Source organism: Streptomyces daghestanicus (assembly GCF_020521275.1).
GTDB lineage: Bacteria > Actinomycetota > Actinomycetes > Streptomycetales > Streptomycetaceae > Streptomyces > Streptomyces griseoviridis.
Window position 1 is genome coordinate 1,385,147 of sequence record NZ_BNDX01000002.1, and the last position, 18,131, is coordinate 1,403,277.

Annotated in this window: 23 protein-coding genes; 11 read left to right on the forward strand and 12 right to left on the reverse strand. The window is 73.9% G+C overall.

Annotation, left to right across the window (positions count from 1 at the left end; translation table 11 throughout):
* Positions 1-33: 33 nt before the first annotated feature.
* Positions 34-1,086 carry an acyl-CoA dehydrogenase family protein gene (locus Sdagh_RS06125; RefSeq protein WP_189420576.1) on the reverse strand — a complete coding sequence of 351 codons (1,053 nt, stop codon included), beginning with the start codon at positions 1,084-1,086 and terminating at the stop codon, positions 34-36.
* 209 nt (positions 1,087-1,295) lie between these two features.
* On the opposite strand from Sdagh_RS06125, the gene Sdagh_RS06130 reads away from it, so the two are divergent.
* The 3 genes from Sdagh_RS06130 to Sdagh_RS06140 all read left to right on the forward strand — a co-directional run bounded on the left by Sdagh_RS06130 (position 1,296) and on the right by Sdagh_RS06140 (position 3,836).
* The gene (locus tag Sdagh_RS06130) at positions 1,296-2,183 is read left to right on the forward strand and encodes a glycoside hydrolase family 19 protein (RefSeq protein ID WP_189420573.1); all 888 of its coding nucleotides are present in this window, start codon (positions 1,296-1,298) and stop codon (positions 2,181-2,183) included.
* A 172-nt stretch (positions 2,184-2,355) separates the two neighbouring features.
* Entirely contained in the window at positions 2,356-2,766 is a 411-nt protein-coding gene (locus Sdagh_RS06135) for a VOC family protein (RefSeq protein ID WP_189420571.1), read from the forward strand.
* The gene (locus tag Sdagh_RS06140) at positions 2,763-3,836 is read left to right on the forward strand and encodes an adenosine deaminase (RefSeq protein WP_189420569.1); all 1,074 of its coding nucleotides are present in this window, start codon (positions 2,763-2,765) and stop codon (positions 3,834-3,836) included. The genes Sdagh_RS06135 and Sdagh_RS06140 overlap by 4 nt, the downstream gene beginning before the upstream one ends.
* On the opposite strand, the gene Sdagh_RS06145 is transcribed toward Sdagh_RS06140, so the two are convergent.
* Positions 3,818-4,333 (reverse strand): mycothiol transferase, encoded by a 516-nt coding sequence (locus tag Sdagh_RS06145; protein WP_189420758.1) that lies wholly within the window; start codon positions 4,331-4,333, stop codon positions 3,818-3,820. The two genes, Sdagh_RS06140 and Sdagh_RS06145, sit on opposite strands and share 19 nt — an antisense overlap.
* A gap of 26 nt (positions 4,334-4,359) precedes the next feature.
* Positions 4,360-5,244 carry a LysR family transcriptional regulator gene (locus tag Sdagh_RS06150; RefSeq protein ID WP_190078113.1) on the reverse strand — a complete coding sequence of 295 codons (885 nt, stop codon included), beginning with the start codon at positions 5,242-5,244 and terminating at the stop codon, positions 4,360-4,362.
* A gap of 114 nt (positions 5,245-5,358) precedes the next feature.
* On the opposite strand from Sdagh_RS06150, the gene mgrA reads away from it, so the two are divergent.
* Together mgrA and Sdagh_RS06160 are read left to right on the forward strand one after the other, a co-directional pair.
* Positions 5,359-6,348: an L-glyceraldehyde 3-phosphate reductase gene (gene mgrA / locus Sdagh_RS06155; RefSeq protein ID WP_189420565.1), complete on the forward strand. Its 990-nt coding sequence runs from the start codon at positions 5,359-5,361 to the stop codon at positions 6,346-6,348.
* A 187-nt stretch (positions 6,349-6,535) separates the two neighbouring features.
* Positions 6,536-6,946, forward strand: a complete 411-nt coding sequence (locus Sdagh_RS06160) for a hypothetical protein (RefSeq protein ID WP_189420563.1) — start codon at positions 6,536-6,538, stop codon at positions 6,944-6,946.
* Between the two features lie 22 nt (positions 6,947-6,968).
* Here Sdagh_RS06160 and Sdagh_RS06165 read toward each other — a convergent pair whose 3' ends face one another.
* Positions 6,969-7,904 carry an RNA polymerase sigma-70 factor gene (locus Sdagh_RS06165; protein ID WP_190078112.1) on the reverse strand — a complete coding sequence of 312 codons (936 nt, stop codon included), beginning with the start codon at positions 7,902-7,904 and terminating at the stop codon, positions 6,969-6,971.
* A gap of 131 nt (positions 7,905-8,035) precedes the next feature.
* Here Sdagh_RS06165 and Sdagh_RS06170 point away from each other — a divergent pair, with 131 nt between their 5' ends.
* Complete coding sequence (locus Sdagh_RS06170; protein ID WP_189420559.1) at positions 8,036-8,527, forward strand: carboxymuconolactone decarboxylase family protein; 492 nt, start codon at positions 8,036-8,038, stop codon at positions 8,525-8,527.
* A 238-nt stretch (positions 8,528-8,765) separates the two neighbouring features.
* Here the strand turns inward: Sdagh_RS06170 and Sdagh_RS06175 are convergent, their stop codons facing one another.
* The 3 genes from Sdagh_RS06175 to Sdagh_RS06185 are packed head-to-tail and all read right to left on the reverse strand — an operon-like array spanning position 8,766 to position 9,924.
* On the reverse strand, positions 8,766-9,182 hold the full coding sequence (locus Sdagh_RS06175) for a PRC-barrel domain-containing protein (protein ID WP_189420557.1): 417 nt from the start codon (positions 9,180-9,182) through the stop codon (positions 8,766-8,768).
* A complete protein-coding gene (locus Sdagh_RS06180; RefSeq protein WP_189420555.1) occupies positions 9,179-9,781 on the reverse strand; it encodes a PRC-barrel domain-containing protein in 603 nt (200 codons plus the stop codon). The genes Sdagh_RS06175 and Sdagh_RS06180 overlap by 4 nt, the downstream gene beginning before the upstream one ends.
* Complete coding sequence (locus Sdagh_RS06185; protein ID WP_189420552.1) at positions 9,778-9,924, reverse strand: hypothetical protein; 147 nt, start codon at positions 9,922-9,924, stop codon at positions 9,778-9,780. Before Sdagh_RS06185 ends, Sdagh_RS06180 begins: the two co-directional genes overlap by 4 nt.
* A 188-nt stretch (positions 9,925-10,112) precedes the next feature.
* Here Sdagh_RS06185 and Sdagh_RS06190 point away from each other — a divergent pair, with 188 nt between their 5' ends.
* Positions 10,113-10,568, forward strand: a complete 456-nt coding sequence (locus Sdagh_RS06190) for an ATP-binding protein (RefSeq protein WP_189420550.1) — start codon at positions 10,113-10,115, stop codon at positions 10,566-10,568.
* A 112-nt stretch (positions 10,569-10,680) separates the two neighbouring features.
* On the opposite strand, the gene Sdagh_RS06195 is transcribed toward Sdagh_RS06190, so the two are convergent.
* A complete protein-coding gene (locus Sdagh_RS06195) occupies positions 10,681-11,568 on the reverse strand; it encodes an RNA polymerase sigma factor SigF (RefSeq protein WP_189420548.1) in 888 nt (295 codons plus the stop codon).
* Between the two features lie 243 nt (positions 11,569-11,811).
* Between Sdagh_RS06195 and Sdagh_RS06200 the strand changes: the two genes are divergently transcribed.
* On the forward strand, positions 11,812-12,228 hold the full coding sequence (locus Sdagh_RS06200) for a helix-turn-helix domain-containing protein (RefSeq protein WP_189420546.1): 417 nt from the start codon (positions 11,812-11,814) through the stop codon (positions 12,226-12,228).
* 67 nt (positions 12,229-12,295) lie between these two features.
* On the opposite strand, the gene Sdagh_RS06205 is transcribed toward Sdagh_RS06200, so the two are convergent.
* From Sdagh_RS06205 to Sdagh_RS06215, 3 genes are all read right to left on the reverse strand, one after another.
* Entirely contained in the window at positions 12,296-12,898 is a 603-nt protein-coding gene (locus Sdagh_RS06205; RefSeq protein ID WP_189420545.1) for a ClpP family protease, read from the reverse strand.
* Positions 12,899-12,900: 2 nt separating this feature from the next.
* Positions 12,901-13,545: an ATP-dependent Clp protease proteolytic subunit gene (locus Sdagh_RS06210; RefSeq protein ID WP_189420543.1), complete on the reverse strand. Its 645-nt coding sequence runs from the start codon at positions 13,543-13,545 to the stop codon at positions 12,901-12,903.
* 110 nt (positions 13,546-13,655) lie between these two features.
* Positions 13,656-14,873, reverse strand: a complete 1,218-nt coding sequence (locus Sdagh_RS06215) for an epoxide hydrolase family protein (RefSeq protein WP_226534726.1) — start codon at positions 14,871-14,873, stop codon at positions 13,656-13,658.
* Between the two features lie 121 nt (positions 14,874-14,994).
* Here Sdagh_RS06215 and Sdagh_RS06220 point away from each other — a divergent pair, with 121 nt between their 5' ends.
* Positions 14,995-15,483: a VOC family protein gene (locus Sdagh_RS06220; RefSeq protein ID WP_189420539.1), complete on the forward strand. Its 489-nt coding sequence runs from the start codon at positions 14,995-14,997 to the stop codon at positions 15,481-15,483.
* A gap of 98 nt (positions 15,484-15,581) precedes the next feature.
* A complete protein-coding gene (locus Sdagh_RS06225; RefSeq protein ID WP_189420537.1) occupies positions 15,582-16,286 on the forward strand; it encodes a ribonuclease H family protein in 705 nt (234 codons plus the stop codon).
* Positions 16,287-16,301: 15 nt separating this feature from the next.
* Here the strand turns inward: Sdagh_RS06225 and Sdagh_RS06230 are convergent, their stop codons facing one another.
* Complete coding sequence (locus Sdagh_RS06230) at positions 16,302-16,751, reverse strand: SRPBCC family protein (RefSeq protein ID WP_189420535.1); 450 nt, start codon at positions 16,749-16,751, stop codon at positions 16,302-16,304.
* A gap of 137 nt (positions 16,752-16,888) precedes the next feature.
* Between Sdagh_RS06230 and Sdagh_RS06235 the strand changes: the two genes are divergently transcribed.
* Complete coding sequence (locus tag Sdagh_RS06235) at positions 16,889-18,124, forward strand: FAD-dependent monooxygenase (RefSeq protein WP_190078111.1); 1,236 nt, start codon at positions 16,889-16,891, stop codon at positions 18,122-18,124.
* Positions 18,125-18,131 lie beyond the last annotated feature (7 nt).

The window sequence follows — 18,131 nt, forward strand, 5'->3', positions numbered from 1 at the left end:
ACCTTCCGGACCCCGGTCCCGACCCGGCGGGCCTCAGGTGCCCAGCGCCGCCAGATGGGCCCGCCGTACCGGGGCCGTCTGGCCCTGCACCAGCAGGAACATGGCCTCCCGGGCGAGCCGCTGGGCCGTGCCGCCCAGGTCCATCGCCCGGCCGCCGCCGGCCACCACCGCCGCGGTCGTGGCCGCGCGCAGCAGGTCGTGGGACCGGGCCCGCAGCTCCAGCCGCTCCTCGACGTGCTCGTGCGGGACGGGGTGGTCGGCGAGGGCGTAGGCACGCCGGCGCAGACCGTCCAGGCGCGTACGCAGCGCGGCCGCCGTGTCCCGGGCGTCGGGCACGCCGTCCAGCAGGTCCAGCGCGGCTGACGCCACCCCGAACACCGCCGGTGAGGTGTTGGCGCTGCGGGGGATGTCGGTCCGGGCGAACTCCGCCCGGTCCCGGCGCAGTACCACCGCCTCGCCGGGCACCCACAGTCCGTCCAGGGCCAGGGAGACCGTCCGCGCGGCGGTCAGCGCGGCCAGCCGCATCGGCGGGGAGGGCCGCAGCCCCGGCTGCTCGCGGGCGTCGGTGAACGCGAACACCACCTCCGCGTCGTCGGTCACGCCCGCCAGCAGCAGTACGTCGTTCAGCCCCCAGCCGGTGTACCAGGGCACCGTCCCGTCGAAGCGCCAGCCGCCCCGCTCGGGGGTGACCCGCACCGGCACCCGCGGCCAGCCGCGCACGTGCGCGTAGGCGACCCCCGACAGAAGCTCGCCGGTGGCCAGGGCGGGGAGCAGGCGTTCCCGGACCGGCAGCCCCCGTTCGGCCCTGGCGAGCAGGCGCACCGGTGTGTGGTGCTGGGTCTGCACGAACCAGGTGGAGCAGCAGGCCCCCGCCAGGATCTCGGCCGTCTCCCGCGCCACGGCGTCCGGCGCGCCCGCCCCGCCGTACTCCCCGGGCGCGCTCACCCCCAGCAGCCCGGAACGCCGGACGGCCCCGATGTGGGAGACCGGGACGCCCTCCTGGTCGACGCGGGACGCGGAGGGGACGAGCAGCTCGTCCGCGAGCCGCCGGGCACGGGTGACGAGGGGGTGCGGTGTCGTGGTCATGAGCCGATTCTGACGAGCCGCCCGGCGTCGCGCCCGCAACCCGGTCCGTCCGGCGTGGAGTTGACTGGTCTACACCCTTGACTGGTACATACCAATACGGTTGAGTGTGCTCACCCACCCCCCACCACGGCCGTCCCCCACCAGGCCCGGTTCCTCCCTGCCCCGGCACGCCCGGGGGAGCGGCCGTGCTCCGTGAAGGAGTTGATCCCGTGTCGAGACGTCGTCTCTCCGCGGCCGTGGCCGTCCTCGCCCTCGCCGGTGCCGTGCCCGCCCTCGTACCGGCCACGCCCGCCTCCGCCGCCGCCTGTTCGAGCTACCCGAGCTGGGTGGCGGGCAAGTCCTACGCGGCCGGCGACATCGTCCGCTACACCGACGGCAAGGCCTACATCGCCGAGCACGCCAACCCCGGCTACGACCCCACCATCAGCACCTGGTACTGGGAGCCGTACGGCTGCGACAGCGGCTCCACCCCGGTCGGCACCTTCGTGGTCACCGAGGCCCAGTTCAACCAGATGTTCCCGAGCCGGAACGGCTTCTACACCTACGGCGGGCTCACCGCCGCGCTCAGCGCCTACCCCGGCTTCGCCACCACCGGCAGCGACACCACGAAGAAGCGGGAGGCCGCCGCCTTCCTCGCCAACGTCAGCCACGAGACCGGCGGTCTCGTGCACATCGTCGAGCAGAACACCGCCAACTACCCGCACTACTGCGACTGGAGCCAGCCCTACGGCTGCCCGGCCGGCCAGGCGGCCTACTACGGCCGCGGCCCGATCCAGCTGAGCTGGAACTTCAACTACAAGGCCGCGGGCGACGCACTCGGCATCGACCTGCTGGGCAACCCCTGGCTGGTGCAGAACGACGCGGCCGTGGCCTGGAAGACCGGCCTGTGGTACTGGAACACCCAGTCCGGTCCCGGCAGCATGACCCCGCACAACGCCATGGTCAACGGCGCCGGTTTCGGCCACACCATCCGCGCCATCAACGGCTCCCTGGAGTGCGACGGCGGCAACCCCGCGCAGGTGCAGAGCCGGGTGTCGACCTATCAGCGCTTCGCCCAGATCCTCGGCGTCGACCCGGGCGGCAACCTCTACTGCTGACCCGCACCGCGGGGGCCGGTGCGGCGACCTCCCCGTCCGCCGTACCGGCCCCCGCGCCGCGCACGGACGGCACCCGGGTGCCCGCGCCCGCCCACAGGGCGCGAACGCGGGCAGTTTTACGTATAACTGTTCTCGTACTACCCTCTCCCCTCACCCCCCAGGAGAGGTTCCGATGTCCCGCATCGCGCTGGTCGCCCTCCTCGTCGACGACTACGACGAGGCCGTCCGCTTCTACACCGGTGCCCTCGGCTTCCGGCTCGCCGAGGACACGCCGCGGCCCGACGGCTCGCGCTGGGTCGTCGTCGAGCCGGCCCGCCCCGGCGGCACCGCGCTGCTGCTGGCCCGGGCCAAGGGCGCGGACCAGCGGGCCCGGGTCGGCGACCAGACCGGCGGGCGCGTCGGCTTCTTCCTGCACACCGACGACTTCGCCCGGGACCACGCCCGGATGACGGCGGCCGGGGTGACCTTCCTGGAGGAGCCGCGGCACGAGCCGTACGGCTCGGTCGCCGTCTTCCAGGACCTCTACGGCAACCGCTGGGACCTGCTCCAGCCCCGCTCCACGACCGAGGACACCACCGCATGACCACGCTCGACACCGAGACCCTCCGCCGGCTCCCCAAGGCCGTGCTCCACGACCACCTCGACGGCGGCCTGCGCCCCGCGACCGTGGTGGAACTGGCCCGCGAGGCCGGGCACACCCTGCCGGCCGGCGACCCCGACGGGCTCGCCGCCTGGTTCTACGACGCCGCGAACTCCGGTGACCTGGTGCGCTACATCGCCACCTTCGAGCACACCCTCGCCGTGCTCCAGACCCGCGAGGGCCTGCTGCGCGCGGCCGAGGAGTACGTCCTCGACCTGGCCGCCGACGGTGTGGTCTACGGCGAGGTGCGCTACGCCCCCGAGCTGATGCTGGAGCGCGGGCTGACCCTGCCCGAGGTGGTCGAGACCGTGCAGGAGGGCCTGGCCGCCGGCATGGCGAAGGCGGCGGCCGCCGGGACACCGGTCCAGGTCCGCACCCTGCTCTGCGGGATGCGGATGTTCGACCGGGTCGGCGAGGCGGCCGACCTCGCGGTGGCGTTCCGGGACGCGGGCGTCGTCGGCTTCGACATCGCCGGCGCCGAGGACGGCTTCCCGCCCGCCGCCCACCTCGCCGCCTTCGAGCACCTGCGGCGCGAGAACGTGCCGTTCACCATCCACGCCGGCGAGGCGTACGGCCTGCCCAGCATCCACCAGGCCGTCCAGGTGTGCGGCGCCCAGCGCATCGGGCACGGCGTGCGCCTCACCGACGACATCCCCGACCTCGCGGCCGGCAAGCTCGGCCGGCTGGCCGGCTGGGTGCGCGACCGCCGGATCGCCCTGGAGATGTGCCCCACCTCCAACCTCCAGACCGGCGCCGCGGCCTCCGTCGCGGAGCACCCCGTCACCGCGCTGAAGGACCTCGGCTTCCGGGTCACCGTCAACACCGACAACCGGCTGGTCTCCGGCACGACGATGACCCGGGAGATGTCCCTCCTGGTGGAGGAGGCCGGCTGGACGGCCGAGGACCTGCGCACGGTCACGGTGAACGCCCTCAAGAGCGCCTTCCTCCCGTTCGACGAGCGCAACGCCCTGATCGAGGACGTGGTCCTGCCCGGTTACGCCCCGGTGCTCTGAAGGAGCCCGCGCGCGTAGGCGGCCTGGCCGGCGTGCTGGAGGTCGTCCGACAGCACGCTGACCAGCCGCACGGCCAGGGTGACCGGCGGGTCCCAGCTGTCGTCCACCACCCGCTCCAGGTCCGTGGCGGACAGCGCGCGCAGGGCGCCGAGGGTCTGCTCGTGCACGGCGTCGTAGTAGCCGGTCAGCAGGTCGGCGGAGGCGACCCGCACCTTCGCGACCTGTGCCGGGCTGTGGCCGTAGCCGGTGTCCCGCGCGGGCAGGCCGAGGTCGAAGCGTCCCTCCCAGCCCTCGGTCAGCCACACCTGGCCCAGGCCGAACGCGTCCGCGACGTGGTCGTCCTGGACCCGGGTGAGGTGCCAGATCAGCCAGGCGATGGAGTTGGCGTCGGCGGCGGGCCGGGCGGCCAGGTCGTCGGGGCCCAAGCCGTCGACGGCGGCGTGGACCTCTTCCCGGATGCGTCCGTAGCCTTCGATGAGAATGTCCTTGGCATGCATACGGTCCACCATGACGCACCCGCTCCTCAGGCGCTCCCCGATTCCAGCAGTCCCATCAGCGCCCGGGCCGCCGGGCTGGTGGCCTGCGCCGGCGGGAGCAGGGCGACGGTCTCGTACCGCACCTCGTCGGCCTCCTTCAGCGGCAGCGAGGTGAGGGAGGCCCGCTTGTGCCGGAAATGCCGCGGGACGACGGCGACGCCCAGGTTCTCGTCGACCAGGTCGAGCAGCCCGTGGACGTCGTTGACCTCCAGCGCGACGGTGCGCCCCACGTCCGCCGCGGCGAACGCGGTGTCGGTGACCCGGCGCGGCCCCCAGTCCGGGTGGAAGTCGACGAAGACCTCGCCGGCCAGGTCGGACAGTGCCAGCACCGCGCCGTGCTCGGCGAGCCGGTGGCCCGGGTGGCACAGCACGGTCATCGGCTCCGACGACAGCGCCACCGAGCGCAGCCGGTCCGTGTCCCCCCGGGTCCGGTAGGCGAACGCCAGGTCCAGGCGGCCCGCGGCGACCTCCTCCGCCAGTTCGCCGGAGCCCGCCTGCCGCAGCCGGATCTCCACGTCCGGATGGCGGCGCCGGAACGCGGCCAGCAGCCTCGCCACCGGCACCCCGGCGATGCACTGCTCGGTGCCGACCGACAGCGTGCCGCGCAGCACGCCCTGCACCGCCGCGACCGCCTCGTGCGCCGCCCGCACCTGCGCGAGGATGCGCTGCGCCTCGCCGAGCAGCGCCCGGCCGGCCTCGGTCAGCGTCACCCGGCGCGTGGTCCGCACGAACAGCGGTGCCCGCAGCTCCCGCTCCAGCGTCCGGATCGACGCCGACAGCCCCGACTGGGAGACCACCAGCCGCTCCGCCGCCCGGGTGAAGTGCTGGTCCTCGGCGACCGCGACGAAGTGCTGGAGATGGCGTAGTTCCACGACTGAGAAGCCTAGTCGCTGAATCCCATCGGATTCTCCTGTTGGACCGCTCGCCGCGCGACGGGCCAGAGTAGGACCGGTCCCACCCCTCGTCGCAATCCCCATGGAGACGCGTTGTACACCGCACACCCCGACCGCTACGCGACCCTGCCCTACCGGCGCACCGGACGCAGCGGCCTGAAGCTCCCCGCGCTCTCGCTCGGCCTGTGGCACAACTTCGGCCCGGACCGCCCCGTGGAGACCCAGCGCGCCATCCTGCGCCGCGCCTTCGACCTCGGCGTCACCCACTTCGACCTCGCCAACAACTACGGGCCGCCGCCCGGCGCCGCCGAGTCCGCGCTCGGCGAGGCCCTGAAGGACGACTTCGCGCCGTACCGCGACGAACTGGTCATCTCCACCAAGGCCGGCTACCTGATGTGGCCCGGCCCGTACGGCGAATGGGGCTCGCGCAAGTACCTGCTGTCCTCCCTGGACCAGAGCCTGAAGCGGATGGGCCTGGAGTACGTCGACATCTTCTACTCGCACCGCCCGGACCCGGAGACTCCGCTGGAGGAGACGATGGGCGCCCTGCACTCGGCGGTGCGGCAGGGCAAGGCCCTCTACGTCGGCGTCTCCAACTACTCGGCGGAGCAGACCCGCGAGGCCGCCCGCATCCTCGCCGACCTCGGCACCCCGCTGCTGATCCACCAGCCGCGCTACTCGATGCTGGACCGCCGCCCCGAGACCGAGGGCCTGCTCGACACCCTCGACGAGCTGGAGACGGGCTCCATCGCCTACTCCCCGCTGGAGCAGGGCCTGCTGACGGCCCGTTACCTCGACGGCATCCCGGAGGGCTCGCGGGCGGCGAGCGACAGCCCGTTCCTCGACTCCGACGCGGTCACCGAGGACCTGGTCGCCAAGCTGCGCGAACTGGACGGCATCGCCAAGTCCCGCGGCCAGTCCCTGGCGCAGATGGCCCTGGCCTGGGTGCTCCGCGGGGGCCGGGTGACCTCCGCGCTGGTCGGCGCGAGCAGTCCGGAGCAGCTCGCGGACAGCGTCGCGGCCGTCGGCAACCTGGACTTCGACGCCGAGGAGCTGGCCCGGATCGACGAGATCGTCGGCTGACGAGCGGCCCTTCCCTTCGGCCCGAAAGGAACCGGCCAGTCGAACCTCTGAATATGCCAAGAGACTGGCCGGAAAGCCATGGTGACAGTGGTTCAGTGGTGAACATACTCGACTCCTAGGGCGCATCACGCCACGCGACAGCGTCCTCACCCACAGCACACGGGCCATGCGACGGGGGAGGGGAGACGTGCACGACGAGTTCCTGTGCCATGTCACCGCCTACGGAGTCTGCGACGGGCGGCGGATCGGCGTCCCGTTGGGAACCTACCGTGCGCCGACCCTCGCCCTCGCCCTGTGGTGGCTGCGCGACCGGGCCTCCTGGATCGCCGAGCGGCTCGATCCGCAGCCCGACCGGCCCCACCTGCCGCGCGGCGCGCTGACACCGGTCGCCGACGACGCCCCGGACGTGCCGCGGGTGCTGCGCGCCTGGTGCGCCGACGCCGTACAGCAGGAACTGGTCGGCGAGGAACTGGCCGCCGGGCGGCTGGTGCGGGTCGCCACCAGCGACGAGACGACCGAGTACGAACTGCTCGCGGAGTCCGTGGACGCCCTGCGCATGCAGCGCACCGGGCCGGCCCTGGTCCTCCCCGTCGCCTGAGCCGAGCCCGTCGCGCCCCGCCTCAGCGGCTCAGTCGCGTCTCCCGGTCCATGTACGCCAGCTTCTCGGGGTTGCGCACGGTGTACAGGCCGGTGATCAGGCCGTCCTCGACGTGGGCCGCGACCACGGTGTCCAGTTCGCCGTCGAGCCGGACGACCAGCGCCGGCCAGCCGTTGACCACGGCGGGGCGCAGCGCCACCGAGGAGGTCAGCCGGCCCATCCCGGCGATCAGCAGCCGGGCCACCTTGCCGGCGCCCTCGACGGGCCGCAGGACGGCCTGTTTCACGCCACCACCGTCGCCCAGCAGGACGACGTCCGGGGCGAGGACGTCCAGCAGGCCCTGGAGGTCGCCGGTCTCCACCGCCCGGCGGAACGCGTCCAGCGCGCTGCGGGTGTCGGCGGCGGAGACGGCCGCGCGGGGCCGGCGGGCGGCGACATGGGCGCGGGCCCGGTGCGCGATCTGCCGGACCCCGGCCGGGCTCTTCCCGACGGCCTCGGCGATCTCGTCGTGCCCGAGGCCGAACACCTCGCGCAGTACGAAGACGGCCCGCTCGGTGGGGGCCAGCGTCTCCAGCACCAGCAGCATGGCCATCGAGACGCTTTCGGCCAGTTCGACGTCCTCGGCCACGTCCGGGGCGGTCAGCAGCGGCTCGGGCAGCCAGGAACCGACGTAGGACTCCCGGCGGCGGCCCAGCGCGCGGAGCCGGCCCAGCGCCTGCCGGGTGGCGATCCGCACCAGATAGGCCCGCCGGTCCCGTACCGCGCCGAGGTCGACGCCCGCCCACCGCAGCCAGGTCTCCTGGAGGACGTCCTCGGCGTCGGCCGCCGAACCCAGCAGCTCGTAGGCGACGGTGAACAGCAGATTGCGATGCGCCACGAACGCCTCGGTGGCGTCCTCGCCGTGTCCGTGCTCCACCCGTCGCTCCCGTCCGTCCGGCTCCGTCGATGTCACGTGCACGAGACGCCGCCCGCCGCGCCGCCGTGACAGCCCCGGCCGGTGACGTACATCACCCTCGCCGTCCGTCACAGGGCACGGGACGGCGGCGTCCTGTGGGCATCCGGCACCGGAACACGAGTGAGGACCACATCATGGGGAACGAAGCCCGGTTCGACCTGTTCGAGAACGATCTCGCCGCCAGGTTCGCCAAGCGGTTCGCGGGGACCGCCCTGGTGATCCAGCAATCGTCGCTGCCGAAGTCCCTGCAGGAGCTGGTGTCGCTGCGCGCCAGCCAGGTCAACGGCTGCGGGCACTGCGTCGACATGCACGTCAAGGAGGCCGCGGCGGCGGGGGAGAGCGCGGTCCGGCTCGGCCTGGTCGCCACCTGGCGCGAGTCCACGGTCTTCACCGACGCCGAGCGGGCCGCGCTGGCGCTCGCCGAGGAGGGCACCCGGCTCGCGGACGCCCACCGGGGCGTGTCCGACGAGACCTGGAGCCAGGTGCGCGAGCACTTCGACGACGACCTGACGGCCGCGCTGGTCTGCCAGGTCGCGCTGATCAACGCCGCCAACCGGCTCGCGGTGATCACCGGGCAGAAGGGCGGCTCCTACGAGGTGGGGGCGTTCGCCGGATTCCACGGGTGAGCGGACGGGCGGCGGGGCACCGGGGCCACGCGGAAACGGTCCGGTGCCGCGCCGCCCGGCGGCGTGCCGGGCGCACGAGCGGCGCGCCGAGGAACCCGGCCGCCGGTCGCGGAGCGCCGCCACCCGCGACCGGGGCCGGGGGCGCAGCTCCCCGGACGGCCCGCCGCCCAGGCCGCCGAGGCCGTCCGGCAGCCCCCGCCCGAGGGGCACCTCGACGGTGTGCCGCCCGGCGGTGCCCTCACCCGGCGCGGATCATCAGGGCGTGGTCGCCGAGGCCCAGCAGCCGGTCGGCCGGTATCTCCCCGAGGGTGGTGACGACCGACCGCATCCGGCCGGTGCCGGGGTCGAAGGCGAGGTCCCGGACGGTGCCCCGCTCGTCGCCCGCGTCCGTCAGCACCCGGCGGTCCACCGGGTCGTGCGGCGGCGGCGCCGGGTCGGCGGGGTCGGCCGAGCGGACCAGTACGGCGTCCGGCCCGACGGCGTGCACGGCCGCCCAGGGCAGCACGGTCTCCCGGCGCGGACGCCGGCCGCGGACCCGCAGGTGGGTGACGGTGCCCGAGGCGGCGTCGACGGTCAGGGAGCGGACCTCGCCCAGCTCCGCCGCGTCGGTCACGGTGAGCACGGGCAGGCCGCGCAGTTCGGAGAAGAACGTCATGACAGCGGGCCTTCCCCACTCTCGGGACCACTCCGGCGGCCCGGCCCGCCACCGGTCAGCGCGGCCAGCTCCGCCAGCCCGCCGACGACGTGCCGGACCGCGTCGGCGGGCATCACCAGCGCCCGGCCGGACACGGCGAGCGTCTCGCCGCGCGGCACGTACACCTGGCGCCGGCGGCGTCTGGAGCCGGGGGCCAGGTCCTTGCTCGCGGCCACCCGGAAGCCGACCACCCGGCCGCTGTCCCCGCCCTCCACCACCACGTCCAGCACCGTGCCGACATCGGCGCCCGCGTCCGTCAGCACCCGCGCGCCCAGCACCCGGCCCTGCGCGGCCTCCCGCCGGGCCACCACGGCGGCCGTGTCCGCCAGCTCCCGCCGGTCCCGGATCACCACCGCGTCATGGCCCAGGGCATGCACCGCGGACCAGGGCAGGCTCTGCCGCAGCGGACCGGACAGCAGACCCCGGCCGCTCAGCGTGAACCCCGTGATCCGGCCGGCCTCCGCGTCGAAGACGGTGTCCTTCACCTGCGCCACCGCGTCCCCGCCCAGGGTCACCACCGGCCGGGTGGTCAGGCTCCGCGCGGCCATCAGCTCGTTCACCGCACGCCCTTCCCGCCCGAGCGGCGCCCGTGGCGCACCGCGACGACCGTGCCCGACCGCCGCCGGGCCTGTACGGCCAGCGCCAGCAGCACCGCGGCGACCAGCACCGCGACCGCCACGACCAGCCATGTCCACCAGGCCACCGCCCACCTCCGGTGCTCCTCGGGTGCTCCGCCCCGGCCACCCGCGGCCGGTCCCGTCACCCACCGGGTGCCCCGCCCGCCTGTGACAATTCCCGCAGGGCGGGTCGGGGGGGACTGCTCGGGCGCCGCCTGGGTATGCGCACTGGTGCAGCAGCGTCCGGCCAGTCCGGCTTCCGAGAGAGAAACGCATGATCGACCACCTGGACGGGGCAGTGATACCGACTGGTTTCGACGTGCCCGTGGAACCGCTACGGCGGGCGGCACACTACACCGGCGATCCGGGATGCATCGCCGAGGCGCGTGCCTTCGCGTCGCTCTTCCTCGAGCAGCTGAGGACCGAGTGGTGCGCGGAGATCGGCCGCCCCGCCGACGGCGCCGTCCTTCTGGTGGTGAGCGAGCTGGTCACCAACGCCGACCGGCACAGCAAGGGGCCGTACATCCTGGAGCTGGAGGGCACGGACACGTCGGTGACGGTGTCCGTCTACGACAGCAGCGCGGCGCTGCCCAAGCGTTTCCCGCGCGATCCCGAACGGGTCGGCCGGCACGGCCTGGAGATCGTGCACGCGCTGGCCGCCGAACTCGTGGTGGAACGCGTCCCGGTCGGCAAGCGGGTCCGCGCGGTCGTCCCGCTCACCGGGGACTGACCCGGCGTACGGCCCCGTACGGCCCCGTACGGCACGACGCGTACGACCCGGCACAGCACGACGGCCGCCCCCGGAGGAGGGCGGCCGCCGACCGGTCGGTCCGGGGTGCGGGTCAGACGCGGTCCAGGTCGTCCAGCATGCCCGCGCGCAGCCGGGCGATGATCCGCTTGATCAGCCGGGAGACGTGCATCTGCGTGCAGCCGAGCCGCTCGCCGATCTCCGCCTGGGTGGCCTCCTCCACGAACCGCAGGTGCAGGATCTGCCGGTCGCGGTCGCTGAGTTCGGCCATCAGCGGGGCCAGCGAGTGGAAGTCCTCCACGAGCCGCAGCCCGTGCTCCTCCACGCCGATGAAGTCCGCCAGCACCGCCTCGCCGCCCTCGGGACCGTCACCGGTGAGTGCGGCGTCCAGGGAGGAGGAGTGGTAGCCGTTGGCGGCGATCTGAGCCTCGATCACCTGGTCCTCGCCGATGTTCAGCAGCGTGGCCAGCTCCGCGACGGTCGGCTCGCGGTCCAGCCGGCTGGACAGCTCCTCACGGGCCCGGGACAGCTCGACACGCAGCTCCTGGAGCCGGCGCGGCACGTGCACCGCCCAGGTGGTGTCCCGGAAGAAGCGCTTGATCTCACCGACGATGTACGGCAGCGCGAACGAGGTGAACTCCACCTCGCGCGACAGCTCGAACCGGTCGATCGCCTTGATCAGGCCGATCATGCCGGTCTGGACCACGTCCTCCATGTCGTCGCCCCGGCCGCGGAACCGGCCCGCGGCGAAGCGCACCAGGGACATGTTCATCTCGATCAGGGTGCCCCGCGCGTACTGGTACTCGCGGGTGCCCTCCTCCAGCTCGGCCAGCCGCCGGAAGAACTGCCGGGACAGCTCCCGCGCGTCACGCGGCGCCACGGACCGGCCGTCCACGGCTCCCGACGCCTCGCCCGTCCACGTCCCGGTGGTGTTCCCGGCGCGCCGCGCCCCCGGCCGGATCACGGCGGTGTCCGTGTCCATTGCCTCTCCCACGAAAGTCACGGTCTCGACGTCTCCCTACATCCTTCGGCGGTGCGGATTCCCAGGTCACGTCGGCACTTGCGTCCCGGTCACGGCGGATACCGTCCCGCCCAGGATATCCGGGCCGCAGCCCGGCCACACGTCAGCGCCCCGGGCGGCCCGCCGCCCCGGTCCCCCCGGGGTTTCCCTCAGGGCGGAACACCGCTCCCTTCCCTTCCCACGGAGCCTTCCTAGGCTGGGAGGGTGAGCAGCCACACATCGGACGAAGCCCGTGTCATCCCCTTACGCCCGCACGCCGCGCGCCCGGCGGCCCGCCCCGCCGCGCGGCCCCCGCAGCCCCCGGCGCCCCTGCCCCGCGAGCCGCTCTGGCGCGACCTGGTCGGCGACGTGCTGCGCCGCGAACGCCTCGCGCAGGAGCGGACGCTGAAGGACGTGGCCGAGGCGGCCCGGATCTCCATGCCGTACCTGTCGGAGGTGGAGCGCGGCCGCAAGGAGGCGTCCTCGGAGGTGCTGGCCGCCGCCGCGCGGGCGCTCGGGCTGAACCTCGGCGACCTGCTGACCCGCGTCCACGGGGAGCTGGTCCGTGTCACCGCCCGGCACCCGGCCGGCGGCCGGGGCGCCACGTCGTCCCGGTTCGACGGGCTCTGCCTGGCGGCCTGACCGCGCCGGCGGCTCCCGGCGCCCCACGCGCGGGCACCGGGAGCCGCCGGCGGTGGGGGGAGGGGGGTCAGACCCTGACCTGCCGCCGGCTGAGCACCTCGTCGGCCAGCCCGTACGCCACCGCCTCGTGCGCGGTGAACACCTTGTCGCGGTCCATGTCCGCGCGCAGCGCCGCGATCTCGTGACCGGTGTGCCGGGACAGCACCTCCTCCACCTGGGAGCGGATGCGCACCATCTCCTTGGCCTGGAGCGCCAGATCGGAGACCGTGCCCTGGCGTCCGCCGCTGGCCGGCTGCCCGAGCAGGACCCGCGCGTGCTCCAGCACGAACCGCCGCCCCGGGTCGCCGCCCGCCAGCAGCACCGCCGCCGTGGACGCCGCCTGCCCGACGCAGTACGTCGAGATCGGCGCCTGGACGAACGTCATGGTGTCGTAGATCGCCATCAGCGAGGTGTACGAGCCGCCGGGGGAGTTCAGGTAGATCGAGATCTCGTGCTCCGGCGCCGACGACTCCAGGTGCAGGAGCTGCGCGATGACGACGTTGGCCACGCCGTCGTCGATCTCGGTGCCGAGGAAGATGATCCGCTCCGCCAGCAGCCGGCTGAACACGTCGTAGGACCGTTCGCCCTGCGGGGTGCGTTCGACGACGTTCGGGATGGTGTAGGTCCCCATGGTCACAGTCCCATCCGTCGCCGCGTGACGGCCGGGCGGACGTCCGCGAGGGACTCCACCACCCGGTCCACGATCCCGTACTCCCGGGCCTCCTCGGCCGTGAACCAGCGGTCCCGGTCGCCGTCCCGGGAGATCGTCTCGGGTGACTGGCCGGTGTGCTCGGCGGTGATCCGCTCGATGGTCCGCTTGGTGAACTCCAGGTTGTCCGCCTGGATCTCGATGTCGGCGGTGGTGCCGCCGATCCCCGCCGACGGCTGGTGCATCATGATCCGCGCGTTCGGCAGCGAGTACCGCTTGCCCGCCGCGCCCACGCTCAGCAGGAACTGGCCCATGCTGGCGGCGAACCCCACGGCGAGGGTGGAGACGTCGTTGGGGATCAGCCGCATCGTGTCGTAGACGGCCAGCCCCGCGTGGACCGAGCCGCCGGGGGAGTTGATGTACAGGCTGATGTCGGTGCGCGGGTCCTCGGCGGACAGGATCAGCAACTGGGCGCAGACCCGGTTCGCGGAGACCTCGTCGACCTGGGTGCCCAGCACGACGATCCGCTGGGCGAGCAACTGCGCGGCGAGCTGGTCGTCGAACCGGCTCGGGCGGGTGCCGTCCTCCTCGGCGCGCGGCAGCACGAGAGGGGTGGTGAAAGGGGACATCGGCGCTCCTTCGTCTTCGTCCGGACGGTGCCGTCGTCCCCACTGTCGGCCCGGGGCCGCCCCCACCAGGGGTTTCTCTGCCCGCGGCAGATTCGCCCAGGGCAGAGCCGTCAGCCCGCCCGGCCCTCGCGCAGCTGCCGGAAGAAGGCGCGTACGTCGCCGACGAGCAGCTCCGGCTGCTCCAGCGCCGCGAAGTGGCCCCCCCGGTCGAACTCCGTGAAGCGGACCAGGTTCTCGGTGCGTTCCGCCTTGTGCCGCAGCGGGATCTGCGGGTCGGCGGCGAAGAAGGCCAGCGCGGTCGGGGCGGCGGAGGGCTCCTCGGGGGCGGCCCTGCGGCCGGTGGCGTGCGCCCGCTCGTAGTAGACGCGGGCCGACGAGCCCGCCGTACCGGTGAGCCAGTACAGCATCACATTGGTCAGCAGCCGGTCGCGGTCGACGGCCTCCTCCGGGAACGTCTCGGAGTCGGTCCACTCGGCGAACTTCTCCACGATCCAGGCGAGCTGCCCGACCGGGGAGTCGGTCAGCGCGTACGCCAGGGTCTGCGGCCGGGTCGCCTGGAGGGCGGCGTACCCGGTGCCCTCCCGGGCCCAGGCGTCGTAGCGGCGCCACGACCGCCAGGTGCGCTCCTGTTCGGCGGGGTCGAGCCCGGCCAGTTCCGCGGCGGTCGGCTCGGTGGCCTGCTGCGCGCCCGGCAGCAGATTGAGGTGCACGCCGATCACCCGGTCCGGGTGGACGCGGCCCAGCTCGCGGGAGATCCCCGCGCCCCAGTCGCCGCCCTGGAGGCCGTAGCGCCCGTAGCCGAGGCGGCGCATCAGCTCGGCCCAGGCGTCCGCGATCCGGCCCGCCTCCCAGCCGGTGTCCGGCGCCGGTCCGGACAGGCCGAAGCCGGGCACGCTCGGCAGCACGACGTGGAAGGCGTCGGCCGGGTCCCCGCCGTGCGCGGCCGGGTCGGTCAGCGGCCCCACCACGTCGAGGAACTCCGCGACCGACCCCGGCCAGCCGTGGGTGACCAGCAGCGGGGTGGCGTCCGGCTCGGGGGAGCGGACATGGGCGAAGTGCACGGTCGCGCCGTCGACGACCGTGGTGAACTGCGGCCAGGTGTTCAGCTCGGCCTCGGCGGCCCGCCAGTCGTAGTCGTGGCGCCAGTACCGCACCAGCTCCCGCAGATACTCCCGCTCCACCCCGTACGACCAGCCCGCCCCGGCGGGCTGGTCCGGCCAGCGGGTCCGGTCCAGGCGGTCGTACAGGTCGTCGAGGTCGCGCTGCGGCACGTCCAGGCGGAAGGGGCGCAGGGAGACGGGGGAGCCCTCGGCGGGCGTGGAGGAGATCACCGGCGGATGGTAGACGCGGCGGAGGTGTCCGGTCGACGGGATTGCCGCGCGGCCGATGAGTTCCGGGCCGCGGGCCGGTCCACACAGATGACCGCGTCCACACGCCCAGGAGGCAGCAATGGTCACCGACGGATTCATCACGTGTCTGTGGTTCGACGACCAGGCGGAGGAGGCCGCCCACTACTACGTCTCGGTCTTCGAGGGCTCCGGCTCCCGGGTCGGCGACGTCATCCGCTACCCGGAGGGGTCCGGCACGGCCTCCGCGAAGCCCATGACCGTCGAGTTCACCGCCAACGGGCAGAAGTTCGTCGGCCTCAACGGCGGACCGCAGTTCACCTTCAACGAGGCGATCTCCTTCCAGGTGATGTGCGACACCCAGGAGGAGGTCGACCACTACGCGGCCCGGCTGACCGAGGACGGCGGCGAGCAGGGCCCCTGCGGCTGGGTCAAGGACCGGTTCGGGGTGTCCTGGCAGGTCGTGCCGGAGCGGCTCATCGAGATGTTCGCCGACCGCGACCCGGCGAAGGTGGCCCGCGCGAACGAGGCGATGATGTCGATGCGCAAGCTGGACATCGCCGCGCTGGAGAAGGCGTTCGCCGGCGAGTGACCCACGCGGTGCGGTGCCGGGGCGGCGGGCGTTTCGCCGAGCCGCCGGAGATCCCGGCGTCCCGTGGACCCCGCCCGGGGGCCCCGCCCGGCCATGGCATGATCGGGGCCATGCGTGAACGTGTTGTGGCCGCGTGCGACGGGGCCTCGAAGGGCAATCCCGGTCCGGCCGCCTGGGCCTGGGTCGTCGCCGACGACAGCGAGATCCCGGACCGCTGGGAGGCCGGGCCGCTGGGCCGGGCCACCAACAACGTCGCCGAACTCACGGCGCTGGAGCGGCTGCTGGCCGCCACCGACCCGGCGGTGCCGCTGGAGATCCGGATGGACTCCCAGTACGCGATGAAGGCGGTCACGACCTGGCTGCCCGGCTGGAAGCGCAACGGCTGGAAGACGTCGGCCGGCAAGCCGGTCGCCAACCAGGAACTGGTCGTCCGGATCGACGCGCTGCTCGACGGCCGCTCGGTCGAGTTCCGCTACGTGCCCGCGCACCAGGTCGACGGCGACCGGCTCAACGACTTCGCGGACCGCGCCGCCAGCCAGGCCGCCACCGTTCAGGAGACGGCGGGCAGCGCCCTCGGCTCCCCCGAACCGCCGCCCGCGCCGGACGCCCCGGCGGGCAGGGCCCCGCGCAGGAAAGCCCCCACCGCCCGGAAGGGCGGCGGGGGCGGAGGCGGCACGCGGACGATCAAGGCGAAGTTCGCCGGGCGCTGCCTGTGCGGACGCTCCTACGCGGCCGGCGAGCCCATCGCCAAGAACGCGCAGGGCTGGGGCCACCCGGAGTGCCGCACCGCGGCCGCGGGGTGACCCGGGCGCGGTGGGTCAGACCGCGCCGCGCCAGCCACCGGTCTCCCGGCCGCGCCGCTCGATGAACTCCTTGAACCGCTTCAGGTCGCCCTTGGTCTGCCGCTGCACGACCCCGAGCTTGTCGCCCACCTTCTCGGCGAGCCCGTCGGGGCGGAACTCCATCTGCAGCATCACCTTGGTGTGCTCGTCGTCCAGGCGGTGGAAGGTGACCACCCCCGCCTGCCGGGTCTCGCCGTCGACCGTGGTCCACGCGACCCGCTCGTCCGGGATCTGCTCGGTGATCCGCGCGTCGAACTCCCGGTGCACGCCGTCCACGCTCGTCACCCAGTGGGTGAGCGTGTCCGTGCGCTGCTCGATCCGCTCCACGCCGCTCATGAACTCGGGGAACGACTCGAACTGGGTCCACTGGTTGTAGGCGGTGTGGACCGGCACGCCGACCTCGATGGACTCCTCGACCTGCGACATCAGGTTCTGCCTCCTTCGGCTTGCGTCGGGTGGATGGGCCGAGTACCCGGCGTCCTCGGGGCGAATCTCCTGAATGCCCGTCACGTGACGGTAGCCTCGCCCTATATGACCGTTGTGTCACGCTTCGAGGAGGCTGTATGGAGATCGCCTGCGTCGGTGGCGGCCCCGCCGGGCTGTACCTGTCGATCCTGCTGAAGCGGGACGACCCCGGCCACGACGTCACCGTCCACGAACGCGACCCCGAGGGCTCCACCTACGGCTGGGGCGTGACCTACTGGCGTCCCCTGCTGGACGCCCTCCACCGGCACGACCCCGAGTCCGCGCGCGCCGTCGAGGAGCACTCGGTCAGCTGGCGGGACGGCGTCGCCCACGTCGGCGGGGCGACGGTCCGGCACCGCGGCGACACCGGCCACGGCATCGGACGGCACCGGCTGCTGGAGATCCTCGCCGCCCGCGCCCGCTCGCTCGGCGTCCGGCTGGCGTACGGCGACGAGATCACCGGCGCGCATCCGCCCGCCGCCGACCTCGTCGTCGCCGCCGACGGCGCGGGCAGCGCCGTGCGCGGCCGGCACGCCGGAGCCTTCGGCACCCGGGTGCGGCCCGGCCGCAACCGCTACCTCTGGCTCGGCACCACCAAGGTCTTCGACGCGTTCACCTTCGCCTTCACCGAGACCGCCCACGGCTGGATCTGGGCCTACGGATACGGCTACGGCCCCGCGCACAGCACCTGTGTCGTCGAGTGCGCCCCCGAGACCTGGACCGGCCTCGGCCTGGACCGCGCGGACGAGGGGGAGGGGCTGGTGCTCCTGGAGAAACTCTTCGCCGGCCTGCTCGACGGACACCCGCTGACCACCCGGCCCCGCCCCGGCGGCGGCCCGCTCCCGTGGCAGCCCTTCCGCACCCTGACCAACCGCACCTGGTCCCACGGCAACCTGGTCCTGCTCGGCGACGCCGCCCACACCACGCACTACTCCATCGGCGCCGGCACCACCCTGGCCCTGGAGGACGCCGCCGCCCTGGCCGCCGCCCTGCGCGTGCCCCGCGCCCGGCGCGCGCGCCCCGCCCTGTCCGACGCCCTGGCCCGCTACGAACGCGAACGCCGGGCCGCCCTGCTCCCCGTGCAGAGCGCCGCCCGCTACAGCGCCCGGTTCTACGAGAACCTGCCCCGCTACCTCGCCCTCCCCCCGGAGCAGATGTTCGCCCTGCTCGGCCAGCGCCACTCGCCGCTGCTGCCGTACCTCCCGCCCCGCCTCTACCACCGGCTGGACCGGGCCGCCGGACAGTTCGCGCCGGCGCGGGCGCTCAAGCGGCGGCTCGGCCGGCACCTGGCCCGCACCGCGCAGGCCAGAGCCCTGGCACGGGCGGACGGATGACACACTG

Excerpts from the sequence above, each read along its gene's own strand:
- Sdagh_RS06225 (WP_189420537.1), top strand. The coding sequence starts at position 15,582 with ATGATCGGGGCCATGCGTGAACGTGTTGTGGCCGCGTGCGACGGGGCC.
- Sdagh_RS06140 (WP_189420569.1), top strand. The coding sequence starts at position 2,763 with ATGACCACGCTCGACACCGAGACCCTCCGCCGGCTCCCCAAGGCCGTG.
- Sdagh_RS06205 (WP_189420545.1), bottom strand. The coding sequence starts at position 12,898 with ATGGGGACCTACACCATCCCGAACGTCGTCGAACGCACCCCGCAGGGC.
- Sdagh_RS06210 (WP_189420543.1), bottom strand. The coding sequence starts at position 13,545 with ATGTCCCCTTTCACCACCCCTCTCGTGCTGCCGCGCGCCGAGGAGGAC.
- Sdagh_RS06125 (WP_189420576.1), bottom strand. The coding sequence starts at position 1,086 with ATGACCACGACACCGCACCCCCTCGTCACCCGTGCCCGGCGGCTCGCG.
- Sdagh_RS06170 (WP_189420559.1), top strand. The coding sequence starts at position 8,036 with ATGGGGAACGAAGCCCGGTTCGACCTGTTCGAGAACGATCTCGCCGCC.
- Sdagh_RS06235 (WP_190078111.1), top strand. The coding sequence starts at position 16,889 with ATGGAGATCGCCTGCGTCGGTGGCGGCCCCGCCGGGCTGTACCTGTCG.
- Sdagh_RS06175 (WP_189420557.1), bottom strand. The coding sequence starts at position 9,182 with ATGACGTTCTTCTCCGAACTGCGCGGCCTGCCCGTGCTCACCGTGACC.
- Sdagh_RS06230 (WP_189420535.1), bottom strand. The coding sequence starts at position 16,751 with ATGTCGCAGGTCGAGGAGTCCATCGAGGTCGGCGTGCCGGTCCACACC.
- Sdagh_RS06195 (WP_189420548.1), bottom strand. The coding sequence starts at position 11,568 with ATGGACACGGACACCGCCGTGATCCGGCCGGGGGCGCGGCGCGCCGGG.
- Sdagh_RS06145 (WP_189420758.1), bottom strand. The coding sequence starts at position 4,333 with ATGCATGCCAAGGACATTCTCATCGAAGGCTACGGACGCATCCGGGAA.
- Sdagh_RS06220 (WP_189420539.1), top strand. The coding sequence starts at position 14,995 with ATGGTCACCGACGGATTCATCACGTGTCTGTGGTTCGACGACCAGGCG.
- Sdagh_RS06135 (WP_189420571.1), top strand. The coding sequence starts at position 2,356 with ATGTCCCGCATCGCGCTGGTCGCCCTCCTCGTCGACGACTACGACGAG.
- Sdagh_RS06190 (WP_189420550.1), top strand. The coding sequence starts at position 10,113 with ATGATCGACCACCTGGACGGGGCAGTGATACCGACTGGTTTCGACGTG.